This is a genomic window from Lapidilactobacillus luobeiensis (genome assembly GCF_024345205.1).
Lineage (GTDB): Bacteria > Bacillota > Bacilli > Lactobacillales > Lactobacillaceae > Lapidilactobacillus > Lapidilactobacillus luobeiensis.
Genome location: NZ_BROC01000013.1, coordinates 54,414 through 68,494 on the forward strand (window position 1 = coordinate 54,414; position 14,081 = coordinate 68,494).

The window sequence follows — 14,081 nt, forward strand, 5'->3', positions numbered from 1 at the left end:
TGAGTTGGCGCTACGTTTGATGGATTAAGGAGGCAGTCAGTTTGGATCTGATCGATTTTTTTCAAACACAGACCAACATGGTCACTCATTTTGCTGATTGGTCGGCGCCAAAACGGCGTTTGGTCACGGGTCTAAATGGCTCAGCGGAGGCGGTCTATTTAGCGGCGATGGTGCGGCAGCAACAAAAGCCACTTGTATTTGTCACAGATAATGGCTTTCACGCTAATCAGTTTGTTGATGATCTGACCGCGTTATTGGGCGATGACTTGGTTTACTATTTTCCAGTTGAAGAAGTGATCGCCGCGCAAGGTGCGACCAGTTCGCCAGAATTTCAAAGTCTGCGGATCGAAGCCTTGGCCTTTTTGTTGCGCCAAGAACCCGGGATCGTAGTGACTTCGGTTGCCGGCGCACGTTATCAATTACCAACACCAGCGACTTTTGCGACGGCCAAGATCCAATTGGAACAAGATGGTGAATTAGATTTGGCGCGCTTGCCAGAACAGTTAGTCTCTATGGGATACCGCCGCGAAAAATTAGTTGCTAATCCTGGAGAGTTCGCGATTCGCGGTGACATTATCGATGTTTATCCGTTGATGGCAGAAGACCCGGTCCGGATCGAATTATTTGGTGATGAGATCGATGGTATCCGCCGGTTTGACAGCGCGAGTCAGCGGAGCATCGAGAACTTAGCGCGCTTGACTTTATTGCCGGCAACTGATTTGATCACTAGTTTAGCGGAACGTCAACGGACCGGTCAAAAAATCGCGGCGGCGGTAACGCAAGCTAAAGCAGCCCTCCCTAAGAATAAGAAAAAAGAACGGACAGCTTTAGTCGATTATTTTGCGCCGACAGTCGCGCAATTCAATGAAGGGATCTTGCCAGAAAACGCTGGCTTATTCGTTGATTTTTTGTATCCTACAACGACGACGATCAGTAGCTACTTAGATGAAGCTGGTTTTGTTGTTTTTGATGATTATGCCCGCTTACTGGAGAAAACCGATGCGATGGATGCGGAAGCGGCCAACTGGCAAACCGATCAGTTGGAATTGCAACACTTATTGCCACAACAAGTATTTCGCCCAGATTTTCGTGAGTTGAATCGGCAATTGAAACAACGTCAACTTCATTTGGCGCTGTTTCAAAAAGGTTTAGGTAGCTTACGTTTTGACGCGATCTACCAATTATCGATCCGAACCGTGCAACAGTTTTTCAGTCAGATGCCTTTGATCAAAACTGAATTGGATCGTTGGCGCAAGCAAAAACGGACGGTGCTGATCCTGATTCCTGAGGCCAGTCGGCGCACCCGATTGCAACAAACATTTATGGATTTTGAAGTTCAAGTGGGTCTGAGTGAGTCGGATCAGATCCAAAGCCATGAGGTGCAATTGATCGCCGGCAGCTTACGCAATGGCTTTGAAGTCCCCGGCGCGGAATTGGTCGTGTTGACTGAACGGGAATTATTCAATCGTATCAAAAAGAAGACGCCACCGCGGCGCCAGACGATGGCCAACGCTGAACGTTTGCGCAGTTATAATGAACTGAAGCCAGGTGATTACGTGGTCCATGTCAATCACGGCATCGGCCGCTTTGAAGGCATGCAGACGATGACGGTCGATGGGGTCCACCGTGATTATCTATCGATCGCCTATCAAGATAATGCCAAACTTTTTATTCCTGTGGATCAATTGAATCTGGTCAGTAAATATGTTTCTGCTGAAGGTAAAGAACCGCGGATCAATCGTCTAGGTGGTAGTGAGTGGCAGAAAACCAAGAAAAAAGTCGCTGATCGTATTGAAGATATCGCCGATGACCTGATCCAACTTTACGCGCAACGGCAGGCTGAAAAAGGTTTCGCGTTTGCGCCAGATGATGATCTTCAACAACAGTTTGAAGGGGAGTTTCCTTATGTTGAAACTGCGGATCAGTTACGGAGTACGGCTGAAGTCAAGGCGGATATGGAGCAACGCCAGCCAATGGATCGGTTGTTGGTCGGCGATGTTGGGTTTGGGAAGACAGAAGTCGCGTTGCGCGCGGCCTTCAAGGCGGTGATGAACAATAAACAAGTTGCCTTTTTGGTGCCAACGACGATTTTGGCGCAACAACATTTCGATACGATGAAAGATCGCTTTGCGGATTTCCCGATCAATGTGGCGATGATGTCCCGTTTTCAATCAACGGCAGAGAATCGCGCGACGGTCAAAAAATTAAAAGATGGTCAGGTCGATATCGTGGTCGGGACTCATCGGATCCTTTCTAAAGATGTTCGTTTTGCTGATTTAGGTCTACTGATCATTGATGAAGAACAACGTTTTGGCGTGAAGCACAAGGAAAGGCTGAAACAGCTCAAGACTTCCGTTGATGTTTTGACGCTGACGGCGACCCCGATCCCGCGAACCTTGCATATGTCGATGTTAGGCGTGCGTGATCTTTCGGTCATTGAAACGCCACCGACTAATCGCTATCCGATCCAGACCTATGTAATGGAACAAAATGCTGGTGCGATCCGTGAGGCGATCCAACGGGAGATCGAACGTAATGGTCAAGTTTTTTATTTGCATAATCGTGTCGATGATATCGAACGGACTGTTGATCAATTGCAGGCGCTCGTTCCTGAAGCGACGATCGCTTATGCCCACGGGCAAATGACTGAGAATCAATTAGAAAATGTGATCTATAACTTTATCAATGGTGATTATGATATCCTAGTAACGACGACGATCATTGAAACTGGGGTCGACATGCCGAACGCCAATACTCTGATCGTGGAAAATGCCGACCGTTATGGGTTGTCACAGCTTTATCAATTACGTGGTCGGGTTGGCCGCTCAAGTCGGATCGCTTATGCTTATTTCATGTATCAACAAAATAAAGTGTTGACAGAGATCGGTGAGCAGCGTCTGCAAGCAATCAAAGATTTTACGGAATTGGGGTCAGGCTTTAAGATCGCGATGCGGGATCTTTCTATCCGCGGCGCAGGTAACCTGTTAGGAAAGCAGCAACATGGTTTTATCAATTCGGTTGGGTTCGATCTCTATTCGCAGATGTTGAACGCGGCGGTGCGGCAACGGCAAAACCAACCAACTGATCCGAAAACTGATACAGAATTGCTTTTGGATGTGGAGGCCTATCTACCAGATGATTATGTGGATGATAGCCGTCAAAAAATCGAGCTGTACAAGCGGATCCGTCAGGTCGAAGACAGCGATGCTTTAGATGAGATCAAGGCAGACTTGATCGATCGGTTTGGTGAGTATCCGCCGGCAGTCACGAATCTTTTGCTGGTGGGCCAATTAAAAATGTTGGCGGATCGGTTGTTGCTGCAAACGATCAAACAAGATGGTCGCAAAGTCATCTTGACTTTTAGCCCTGCAGGCACTAAGCAGCTTAACGGTGAGGAGCTTTTCGCAGCGTTCTCTGTCCTTGATTATCATGTGGATGTCAAAATCACTGCAAGCAAATGTTATCAGATCACGATCCAATTAGATCGACCATTGCCACCAACGGAGAAGTGGTTGCAGGATCTGATCAAGTTTTTAGAAGTGGTTCAAAAAACAGTGACGTTAAAACATAAAGGAGTGGATCTAAATGCGTCTTGATAAATATTTAAAGGTATCCCGTTTGATCAAACGGCGGACCGTAGCCAAAGAAATCGCTGACAAGGGTCGGATCACGATCAATGGTAAAGTGGCAAAATCGTCTAGCGATGTTAATATCGGTGATGAATTGAATCTACAGTTCGGTAATAAAACATTGGTCGTTAAAGTGACACGGATCGTGGAGACGACCAAAAAAGCTGATGCCGAAGAAATGTACACTGTGGTCAGTGATACCCCGCGTGGGTGATGTGGTCATCACCTTCTTCGTACTTTTTCAGTTTGAGCTGATCGCTAGGATTATTTTTTCGGATTTTGTATGATTGGCACGCAACTTTTTCGAACGCATATGCTATACTCAAGGTTAGATGCTGTTGTATAGTAGCTTGAGGGAGTGAGCACATGGAAGAGCCAAAACGGCGCTTTGATCCAAAAATCACTAATTTAAATAATCAGTACATCCAAGAGCAAGAACGACAAGAGGCCTTAGCGCGCCACCAGCGTTATGTCCATCGTGTTCATCGTCATCGCTTGATCGCGTTACTGGTGGTTTTGACAGTTTTTGCCTTGATCCTAGGGAATCAATTGTTGCGCGCTCACCAGACTCAACAAGAACTACAAGCAAGTATCGTGACGCAGCAGAAAAAATTAAAGCAGGCGCAAACGACTAAGAAGGATCTACAGATCCAAGTCGATCAGCTTCATGATGATGATTATTTGAATAAGTTGATCCGTTATAAATATGATTATTCAAAACAAGGCGAGATTATTTTTACCTTGCCGGATAATGATGGGTCGACCGCCGGAGCAAATACTAAAAATTAGTTTGAATTGACTTTGTTCGGTGGTATACTTAGATAACAATAAGAGGTATCCAAGGAGGATTTTGGGGTATATGGCAGTTGAAATTGGGTCGAAAGTTACAGGTAAAGTAACTGGGATCACCAACTTCGGAGCATTCGTTGATCTAGGGTCTGGTAAAAGTGGGTTAGTTCATATCAGTGAGATTTCTAATCAATATGTCAAAGACATTCATGATGTATTAAGTGTCGGCGATGTTGTGACGGTGAAGGTTGTTTCCGAACAAAATGGCAAGATTGGTCTATCGATCAAGCAAGCAAGCGACGAGCAACCTGTTGCTACCCATGCCAAGCCGGTCCATCATGATCGACCAAGACGCGAACGACGCGAATCTGAGGGAAATAATAGTAATTGGAAACGCGGCAATAGTAATAATAACGGTGGTCACCAAGGCCATCCAGGTCATCAAGATTTTGACAGTATGCTGTCAGGTTTTCTTAAGGATAGTGAAGATCGCTTAACGGCGATCAAACGCAATACTGAAGGAAAACGCGGTGGCCGTGGTGGTCGGCGGAGCTGATCCATGATCTCGGGTAAAAATAAGTCGTGACCTACGCTCAATGACGAGCGGGTCAACTTGTTTTTACCCGTTTTTTTAGTCAAAGTTGTGAGGAGGTGGCGGTAAAATCGTGCTAACACTGGAAAGACGATTTGCTGAGCATTGGTCGACGCTAGCGGTCCCACCCCAAGAATCGATCGTGGTTGCTTTCTCTGGTGGGGTTGATTCTGTGGTACTGGTGGAATTACTTTTGAGCTTACCAGAAGCGCAACGACCACAGCTCCATTTAGCCTATTTCAATCATTGCTTACGTACTGATAGTGAGCAGGAGGAACGTTTTGTAACGCATTTCGCGGAGACACATCAGCTGCCCTTGACCGTGGATTGCTGGCAACGAGTCGCGGCAACGCCGATAACGGAGGCCAGCGCGCGGGTTGCGCGTTATCGGTTTTTGACGACGGTCTTGCATCAGCAGAACAGCAAGTGGTTATTGACTGCCCATCATCAGGATGATCTCCTTGAAACGCTATTGTTGCGCTTGATCCGTAGCGGCGGTTTCAATGAATTGCCTGGTCTGCGCACGCAGACCGCTTTTGCGGAAGGTTGGTTGTTGCGTCCGCTGTTGCCCTTTTCTAAAGCGGAATTACGGGCGCAAGCGCGCCGCCGGCACTGGGCGCACATTGAAGATAGCACGAACCAGACTTTGTTTACGCAGCGGAATCGCTTACGATTGAATGTGATCCCACAGTTAAAAGCAGAGAATCCACAAATCTTAACGCATGTTAGTCGTTTTGCCGCAGAAAGTTTGGCGGTCCAAGAGCTGGCCCAGTTGAGCAATCAGCGAATCATCGCGCAAATGGCATTACGGCACGCAGGTCAGCAACTCAGTGGCGTATTACCTGAAGAATTGGCAAAGCTGTCCATGGTAGCACGTCAACTGATGTGGCAAGCGTTTTGGCAGCAATATCTACCACGACTGCCTATGCCTAAACAAGGAACGTTGGAAATCTTGGCGCAACTCAGTGGCAGACGGCAAGGTCATCATCAAGTGGATCTAGGCCATACTTGGCGGTTTGAGCAAGACTATCGCGCTTTTACGATCAGTCAAGTGCCGCTGTCAGCAGAAAATCTAAGCGGTGCTCATGAGCAGGTGGCTAAACAACAAGTCATCCAGTTGGATCAGTGGCTGGTTTTACCTCAGGGGCGGATCGGGATCTTTACCCGTCCACAAACAGTTCCGGCCGATCATCAAGAGACGCGGATCTATCTCGAGCAAATGCCAGATCAGTGGATTTTGCGAACGCCCCAGGCTGAGGACCAAGTGATGTTGGCAACAGGTCATCACCAAAAATTACGGCGCCGGTTGATCGATCAAAAGGTCCCTTTGCGGTTACGGGAGCGACTCTGGGTGCTCACGGCTGATAAGAAAATCGTCTGGGTCGAGAATATCTTTAATTATAAATTGTGGAAAGCCCCAGAAACTGCTAAAATCATTTATGTATTGTGGCAACGCAATAGCTGATCCAAACAAAATAACCCAAGTTAAGGAGAACGAGATGCGCGAGGATATTGAAAAAGTCATTGTTTCCCAGGGGGAGATCCAGGAAGCAGTTGCACGACTTGGTCAAGAGCTTAAGGCCGATTATGTAGGTAAGGTGCCGATCTTTATCTGTATATTGAAAGGGGCGGTGGTCTTTATGACGGATTTGATCCGTGCTTATGACGCCCCAGCCGAGATCGAATTTATGGACGTTTCCAGTTATGGCGATGCATTTGAATCTAGTGGGGAAGTTCGGATCCTCAAGGATTTGGATATTCCGGTCAACGGCCGTGATCTGGTCATTGTTGAAGATATCATTGATACAGGGCGGACCTTGGAAGCTTTGATCAAGTTATTGAAAACACGTGGTGCAAATTCAATCAAGATCTGCTCGTTTCTCGATAAACCGGCTCGGCGCCTGATCAATGTTCATGTTGACTATACTGGGGTGCAAGTTCCCGATGAGTTCTTGGTCGGCTATGGTTTGGACTATAAAAATCAGTACCGTAATCTGCCGTATGTGGGCGTTTTGAAACCTAGTATCTATTCGTAAATTATTTTGCGATCCACTAGCCTTAGATATTGGTCAAAAATGGTCAAATATGATATGATTACAACATTCGATTATGCTCAACTAATCGATTTATTCAGGAGGTCATAAATGAAAAATAACCGTAATCGTCTATTAAATAGCGGTTTGTTTTACATTCTGATGTTTGTTGCAATAGTTGCGGGGATTAGTTTCATGTTCAATCGGGGCAATGGCGGCAATACTCAAAATGTAAGTACGACCAAGTTCGTTACCGAGTTGAAGGCGAATAAAGTCAAGGAATTTACGGTACAGCCTGCCAATGGTGTCTACTCGATCCGTGGTGAGTATAGTAAGCCGATCACCAAGAAGACCACTAGTGGTTCTGTTTTTGGTGGCACGACAACGACTGCAATTACTGGCTTTACAACCTCGCTTTTGCCAAATGATGGGTCACTGAAACAGGTTTCCCAATTGGCGCAAAGCGAAGGGGTGACGATGCATACTCAAGAAGAGTCGCAATCCAGCGTTTGGATCAGCTCACTCTTTATGTTACTGCCGACAATCTTACTGTTTGTTTTCTTCTATTTCATGATGAATCAAGCTGGGCAAGGTGGCGGCGGTGGCAACGGCCGTGGTGTTATGAGTTTCGGCAAGACCAAGGCTAAGCCAGAAGATCCGCAAAAGAATAAAGTACGTTTCTCTGATGTTGCCGGTGCCGAAGAAGAGAAACAAGAATTAGTCGAAGTGGTTGAGTTCCTGAAAAATCCGAAGAAATTCAATGCTTTGGGCGCGCGGATACCGAAGGGCGTTTTACTCGAAGGCCCTCCTGGCACTGGTAAAACTTTGCTAGCTCGTGCCGTTGCTGGTGAGGCTGGCGTTCCATTCTTCTCGATCTCTGGTTCTGATTTCGTCGAAATGTTCGTCGGTGTCGGGGCTTCACGGGTTCGTGATCTGTTTGATAATGCCAAAAAGAACGCGCCAGCGATCATCTTTATCGATGAGATCGATGCAGTCGGACGCCAACGTGGCGCCGGAATGGGCGGTGGCCATGATGAACGTGAACAGACGTTGAACCAGTTGCTGGTCGAAATGGACGGGTTTACTGGCAATGAAGGCGTGATCGTTGTCGCTGCCACGAACCGTTCGGATGTTTTGGACCCTGCCTTGTTGCGGCCAGGTCGTTTTGACCGTAAGATCTTAGTTGGTCGTCCTGATGTTAAGGGCCGTGAAGCGATTTTAAAGGTCCATGCCAAGAATAAGCCGTTAGCTGACGATGTCGATTTGAAGGTCATTGCCCAACAGACACCTGGATTTGTCGGTGCCGATCTGGAAAACGTTTTGAACGAAGCGGCTTTGGTCGCTGCGCGGCGGAATAAAACAAAGATCGACGCTTCGGACGTTGATGAGGCCGAAGACCGTGTGATCGCTGGTCCTGCTAAGCGGGATCGGGTGATCAGCACCAAAGAACGTAACATGGTGGCTTATCATGAAGCAGGTCATGCCTTAGTCGGTTTGGTCCTAAGCGATTCACGAGTCGTTCGTAAGGTAACGATCGTTCCTCGAGGACGCGCAGGTGGTTACGCGATCATGTTGCCACGTGATGACCAATTCCTATTGACTAAGAAAGAATTGAATGAACAGATCGTTGGACTGATGGGTGGCCGGACTGCCGAAGAATTGATTTTTAATTCATTGTCTACTGGCGCATCCAATGACTTTGAGCAGGCTACTCAAATCGCCCGCGGGATGGTGACTCAATATGGGATGTCCGATCGTTTAGGGACCGTCGCCTTAGAAAGCGAAGGCCAGCCATTCGTTGGCGCTGAGTACGGTCAACGACCACCATACTCTGAAACGACCGCGGCGGCGATCGATGATGAAGTTCGCGCGATCATTGGCGCTGCTCATGAAGAGGCTCGTGAGATCATCAGCAGCCATCATGAACAACATAAGTTGATCGCAGAAGCATTGCTGAAATATGAAACTTTGGATGAGAAAGAAATCTTGAGTCTCTTTAAAGAAGGCAAGATGCCAGAGCGTGACAGTAATCTTTACCCTAGTGAACATGCCCAGACTTTTGAAGAAGCCAAACGGGCTCTGGAGCAAAAGGACGCGCAAACTGATCAGTCCGATAAAGCTACTTCACAACAACCTGATGAAGATCAGGGTGAACAGAAGGATCCTGCTGAAAAAGAAGCTCCGCAACCAGAACAGCCAGATGAAACAACGACTGACCATGTGGCTCCAAAGGACACACACGATTCGGATGATTCAAAAGATTCAAAAGATTCAAAAGATTCAAAAGATTCAAATGATCCGCAATAACTGTTAGATGTTGATGAGAACCTGAATAGATAAATTCAGGTTCTTTTATTTTGACTGATTTTTAGTCAGAATCGTGGCTGGTTTTGGCAAAGGTATCCTAAAAGAAGACATCGCCGCTGGTATTTTTTGTGAAAATACGCTAGTATACTAAGTTAGAGTTTTCAGAAATGAGGAATTGAATTGGTAGATCATCTGATTAAAGCAATCACCACGGACGGTGCATTTCGAATGCTAGCGGTCGACGCCAGTGGGGTGGTCAGTGAAGCACAACAACGTCATGACACTTGGCCAGCTGCCACGGCTGCTTTGGGACGGACCTTGATTGGGACTTTGTTGTTAAGTAGCGCACTTTTAAAAGCGCCTGAGAAACTGACCGTTCGGATCCAAGGTGGTGGGCCCGTGGGCATGATCATCGCCGATGGTAATGCGTTGGGAGAAGTGAAGGGCTATCTGAGCCAGCCACAGGTCAATTTGCCGGCGACGCCATTAGGTAAGATCGACGTTCGCCGTGCCGTGGGAACTAATGGGTTGCTTAGCGTGACGAAAGATCTAGGAATGAAAGAGCCATTTACGGGTCAGGTGCCGTTAGTTTCAGGTGAGATCGCAGAAGATTTTACCTATTACTTAGCTAAATCCGAACAGATTCCTTCGGCGATGGGTCTTTCTGTTTTTGTTAATCAAGATGCCAGTGTTCAGGTCGCTGGTGGTTTCTTGATCCAAACGCTACCGACTGCGACAGAGGCCCAATTGACGGAGTTGGAGCAACGATTACAGGCATTGCCCTTGGTCTCTGATTTGTTGCGTCAGGGTCAGACGCCAACTCAGTTACTGCAACAGATTTTCGGACCAGGGACGATCAAAGTCCTTTCTAATTCACCAGTCAGGTTCAAATGTGATTGCAGTAAAGACCGTTTTCGCCGGGCTTTGGCGACCTTGTCTCAAGATGAGTTGACGGCGATGATCACAGAAGATCATGGGGCGGAAGCTGTTTGCAAATTTTGTGGTGAGAAATATCAATTCTCGGAAGTAGAGTTGCAGCAATTATTAGCAAATAAGTCATGATGGTAGTCTTCAAGAAGTCGTTGCTTGTTGTGCATGAAGATGTCAGATTAATGCTCACAAGTAAACCGGCTCGCTTTGCACTGTGATTTTGAAACGTGCTACGCACAACTGACTTCTGCGCTTAACTACGTCAGGCTTCCGGAAGCAAAGTTCGAGCTTCCAAAATCCTGACTAGGTTAATGCTCAGGAGCTGACTAGGTCGGCGAACACTCTGGTTTTGAAACGTGCTGCGCGAGGATTGGCTGTTGTGCTTAGCTACGTCATGGTTCCGAAAGCAAAGTTCGGCTTTCAAAACCATGACTAGGCTAATGCTCGCAGCCACCCATCCTCGCTCCGCACTTTGATTTTGAAACGTGCTGCGCACAACTGACTTCTGTGCTTAACTACACAAATATTCCGGAAGCAAGGAACGCTTCCATAATCTTTGCTAGGTTAATGCTCGAAGTCAAACCGTTGTGCTTCGCACTCTGATTTTGAAACGTGCTGCGAGGTGCAGACCGCTGTGCCTTAAAGTATCTGATTGTCCAATCTGCTTCGCAGCTTAGTCAATCAGATAAATTAATGCTAACGGTCTGACCGCACCTCTCCGCACTTTGATTTTTTTGTAGCTGAGGTTGCGTTTGACCTGGCTTTTTTGCTAAGATTAAGCGAGTCTAAATTAGGAGCGTTAAAAATAATGGAATGGCAGATCGGTAATGTAACGATTCCTAACCAAGTGGTGGTAGCACCTATGGCGGGAATCACCAATTCGGCGTTTCGCATGGTGGCCAAGGAATTTGGCGCTGGATTAGTGGTTTGCGAAATGATCAGTGATCGGGGCATCATGTACCACAATCAAAAAACTTTGGATATGCTCTTTGTTGATCCACAAGAACATCCGATCAGTATCCAAATTTTTGGCGGGACGCGCGAGACTTTGGTCAATGCAGCAAAATTCATTGATCAGAATACTAAGGCGGATATTATTGATATCAATATGGGCTGCCCTGTTCCAAAAGTAACGAAGACCGACGCTGGGGCGAAATGGCTGCTGGATCCGGAGAAGGTTTACGAAATGGTGGCGGCGGTCGTTGCTGAAGTCAGTAAGCCAGTCACGGTCAAAATGCGAACAGGTTGGGATGATGACCATGTTTATGCGGTCAAAAACGCCCAAGCAGTTGAGCGGGCTGGCGCGGCGGCATTAGCCATGCATGGGCGGACCCGCAAGCAGATGTATATGGGACATGCTGATTGGCATATCTTGGCCGAAGTGCGCCAACAATTGACGATCCCATTCATGGGAAATGGAGATGTGCGGACCCCCCAGGATGCACAACGGATGCTTGATGAGGTTGGCTGTGATGCTGTCATGGTCGGTCGAGCAGCTTTAGGAAATCCCTGGATATTGCAGGCGATCGAACATTATTTGGCTAGTGGTGAACTATTACCAGAACCAACGCCTAGGGAAAAGATCACCACAGCTAAAGAACAGTTGGCCCGTTTAGTGGTATTGAAAGGCGAGAAGATCGCGGTCCCTGAGTTCCGCCAACAAGCCGCTTACTATTTGAAGGGAATCCCTCGCGCGGCTAAAACTAAAGCGATGGTCAATGAGGTTTTGACACAGGCCGAAGTTGATCAAATTTTGGATGATTTTGTAATGAGTTATGAAGCGCGACAAGCAGAAAAAACTGCGCAATAAGAACAGAGAGAGGTAGTTCAAGTGGCAAATCAAGGAAGTAGCAAGAATAAGGCTGAAAAGGAAATGAATGATCAACTGATCGTTCGACGTGAAAAGTTACAGGCGTTACGTGATGAAGGGATTGATCCATTTGGGACTGCGTTTAAGCGCAGTCATTTGGCGCAGCAGTTACATCAAGAATTTGGTGAGACTGAAAAGGAGACGTTGGAGAGTGAGCTTCCAGTCGTGACGATCGCTGGACGGATGGTCTCCAAGCGGGGCAAGGGAAAAGTTGGCTTTGCTGACCTGCGTGATCGTAGCGGTCGGATTCAGATCTATGTTCGTAAGGACGTGGTCGGTGAAGAGAATTATCAGATTTTCAAGAAGGCCGATCTGGGCGATTTTCTTGGTGTCACAGGTGAAGTCATGAAGACTGATACTGGCGAATTGACTGTTAAAGCACAGCATGTCACCTTTTTGACGAAAGCATTGCGGCCTTTGCCAGATAAATATCACGGCCTTAGCAATGTTGAGCAGATCTATCGTCAACGTTACTTGGATCTGATCGCCAACGACGACAGCTTCGATCGTTTTATCAAACGGAGTAAGATCATCAAGGCTGTCCGTGAATATTTAGATAATCATCAATTTACTGAAGTTGAGACTTCCTCATTGCACGTGCAGGCAGGTGGCGCGAATGCCCGGCCTTTTATTACACATCATAACGCTTTGGATATTGATCTTTATTTGCGGATCGCTTTAGAGTTACAACTAAAACGGTTGATCGTGGGTGGTATGGAACGGGTCTATGAGATCGGCCGTGTTTATCGCAATGAAGGCATCGATACTCGCCATAATCCGGAGTTCACGATGCTTGAGACGTATGCGGCTTATTTTGATTTTCGCGATGTGATGGATGAGACGGAAGGTATCTTCCGTTATGCGGCTCAAAAAGTTTTAGGTACAGGTAAATTCACGTATCAGGACCAGGCAGTCAATCTTGACCAGCCTTTCGATCGGATCCATATGGTCGATGCTATCAAGAACCAAACTGGTGTTGATTTTTGGCAGCCGATGACATTGGCAGAGGCGCGAGCAGTCGCAGACGCACATCAAGTCCATTATGAGTCGTATTGGGAGGTCGGCCATATCATCAATGAGTTCTTTGAACAGTTTGTTGAAGATACGTTGCAGACACCGACTTTCGTTTATGGTCATCCAATCGAGGTTTCGCCATTAGCTAAGAAGAACGCTGATGATCCTCGTTTTACTGATCGCTTTGAGCTATTCATTTTGGGGACGGAATATGCTAATGCCTTTTCTGAATTGAATGATCCAATCGATCAAAGGGCCCGTTTTGAGGAGCAAGAAGCTGAGCATGAGGCCGGTAACGATGAGGCTCATGGGGTCGATTACGATTTCATTGAGGCCTTAGAGTATGGCATGCCGCCAACAGGTGGTCTTGGGATCGGGATCGATCGTCTTGTCATGTTATTGACCGACGCACCTTCGATTCGGGACGTTTTGTTATTCCCGACGATGCGGCCGGAGTAGTTTTCAGAAAAAACTCAAAAAGATTTATCACTTTTTTAGTGGTAAATCTTTTTTATTGTTCAGATTTATCCTGTTTTCTCTGACCCTATATTCTAAAAAAAAGCATACTGCATTTTTTAACGAACTTTATATCAATTATCGACAAATTGGTTCGTATTTGACAAATAAAATTGGGTATTGACGAAACGTGCTTAAATTGATAAGATAGTTTTTGTTGCGAAATAGCAATTATCGAAGCGCTTCATTCATTGTTCTAACAACCTTTTCTGAAAAAGTTGTTGACAAGAAAATGACCGCGTGCTAAGATATTAAAGTTGCTGTTGCGACAAGGTAGACCTTTGAAAACTGAACAAAGTTTCGATAAATGTGCAGGGTCGATAGCGATTTCGGTCGTTATCTACAAAGAACATTTGCGAAGTCAATTCGCTAGTTAATGAATTTAAAATTGAGTCTAACTC

General features: G+C 46.6%; 10 protein-coding genes. All 10 read left to right on the forward strand.

The window, feature by feature from the left end:
- The first annotated feature begins 41 nt into the window (after nt 1-41).
- The 10 genes from mfd to lysS all read left to right on the forward strand — a co-directional run bounded on the left by mfd (nt 42) and on the right by lysS (nt 13,623).
- Complete coding sequence (mfd, locus tag OCU21_RS06310) at nt 42-3,596, forward strand: transcription-repair coupling factor (RefSeq protein ID WP_373875474.1); 3,555 nt, start codon at nt 42-44, stop codon at nt 3,594-3,596.
- Nucleotides 3,586-3,843 carry an RNA-binding S4 domain-containing protein gene (locus OCU21_RS06315; protein ID WP_261806590.1) on the forward strand — a complete coding sequence of 86 codons (258 nt, stop codon included), beginning with the start codon at nt 3,586-3,588 and terminating at the stop codon, nt 3,841-3,843. Before mfd ends, OCU21_RS06315 begins: the two co-directional genes overlap by 11 nt.
- A 152-nt stretch (nt 3,844-3,995) precedes the next feature.
- Nucleotides 3,996-4,418 carry an FtsB family cell division protein gene (locus OCU21_RS06320; protein ID WP_261806591.1) on the forward strand — a complete coding sequence of 141 codons (423 nt, stop codon included), beginning with the start codon at nt 3,996-3,998 and terminating at the stop codon, nt 4,416-4,418.
- Between the two features lie 70 nt (nt 4,419-4,488).
- On the forward strand, nt 4,489-4,974 hold the full coding sequence (locus tag OCU21_RS06325; protein WP_261806592.1) for a S1 domain-containing RNA-binding protein: 486 nt from the start codon (nt 4,489-4,491) through the stop codon (nt 4,972-4,974).
- Nucleotides 4,975-5,083: 109 nt separating this feature from the next.
- Entirely contained in the window at nt 5,084-6,475 is a 1,392-nt protein-coding gene (gene tilS, locus OCU21_RS06330; RefSeq protein WP_261806593.1) for a tRNA lysidine(34) synthetase TilS, read from the forward strand.
- A gap of 34 nt (nt 6,476-6,509) precedes the next feature.
- Nucleotides 6,510-7,046: a hypoxanthine phosphoribosyltransferase gene (hpt, locus tag OCU21_RS06335; protein WP_261806594.1), complete on the forward strand. Its 537-nt coding sequence runs from the start codon at nt 6,510-6,512 to the stop codon at nt 7,044-7,046.
- A gap of 108 nt (nt 7,047-7,154) precedes the next feature.
- Nucleotides 7,155-9,350 carry an ATP-dependent zinc metalloprotease FtsH gene (gene ftsH, locus OCU21_RS06340; protein ID WP_261806595.1) on the forward strand — a complete coding sequence of 732 codons (2,196 nt, stop codon included), beginning with the start codon at nt 7,155-7,157 and terminating at the stop codon, nt 9,348-9,350.
- A 180-nt stretch (nt 9,351-9,530) separates the two neighbouring features.
- A complete protein-coding gene (gene hslO, locus OCU21_RS06345) occupies nt 9,531-10,412 on the forward strand; it encodes an Hsp33 family molecular chaperone HslO (protein WP_261806596.1) in 882 nt (293 codons plus the stop codon).
- Nucleotides 10,413-11,088: 676 nt separating this feature from the next.
- Complete coding sequence (gene dusB, locus OCU21_RS06350; protein WP_261806597.1) at nt 11,089-12,090, forward strand: tRNA dihydrouridine synthase DusB; 1,002 nt, start codon at nt 11,089-11,091, stop codon at nt 12,088-12,090.
- 63 nt (nt 12,091-12,153) lie between these two features.
- Nucleotides 12,154-13,623, forward strand: a complete 1,470-nt coding sequence (lysS, locus tag OCU21_RS06355; RefSeq protein ID WP_261806601.1) for a lysine--tRNA ligase — start codon at nt 12,154-12,156, stop codon at nt 13,621-13,623.
- Nucleotides 13,624-14,081 lie beyond the last annotated feature (458 nt).

Bases quoted from the DNA above. Each gene is read 5' to 3' on its own strand.
- OCU21_RS06315 (WP_261806590.1), top strand. From the start codon at position 3,586: ATGCGTCTTGATAAATATTTAAAGGTATCCCGTTTGATCAAACGGCGG.
- OCU21_RS06320 (WP_261806591.1), top strand. From the start codon at position 3,996: ATGGAAGAGCCAAAACGGCGCTTTGATCCAAAAATCACTAATTTAAAT.
- OCU21_RS06325 (WP_261806592.1), top strand. From the start codon at position 4,489: ATGGCAGTTGAAATTGGGTCGAAAGTTACAGGTAAAGTAACTGGGATC.
- hpt (WP_261806594.1), top strand. From the start codon at position 6,510: ATGCGCGAGGATATTGAAAAAGTCATTGTTTCCCAGGGGGAGATCCAG.
- ftsH (WP_261806595.1), top strand. From the start codon at position 7,155: ATGAAAAATAACCGTAATCGTCTATTAAATAGCGGTTTGTTTTACATT.
- dusB (WP_261806597.1), top strand. From the start codon at position 11,089: ATGGAATGGCAGATCGGTAATGTAACGATTCCTAACCAAGTGGTGGTA.
- lysS (WP_261806601.1), top strand. From the start codon at position 12,154: ATGAATGATCAACTGATCGTTCGACGTGAAAAGTTACAGGCGTTACGT.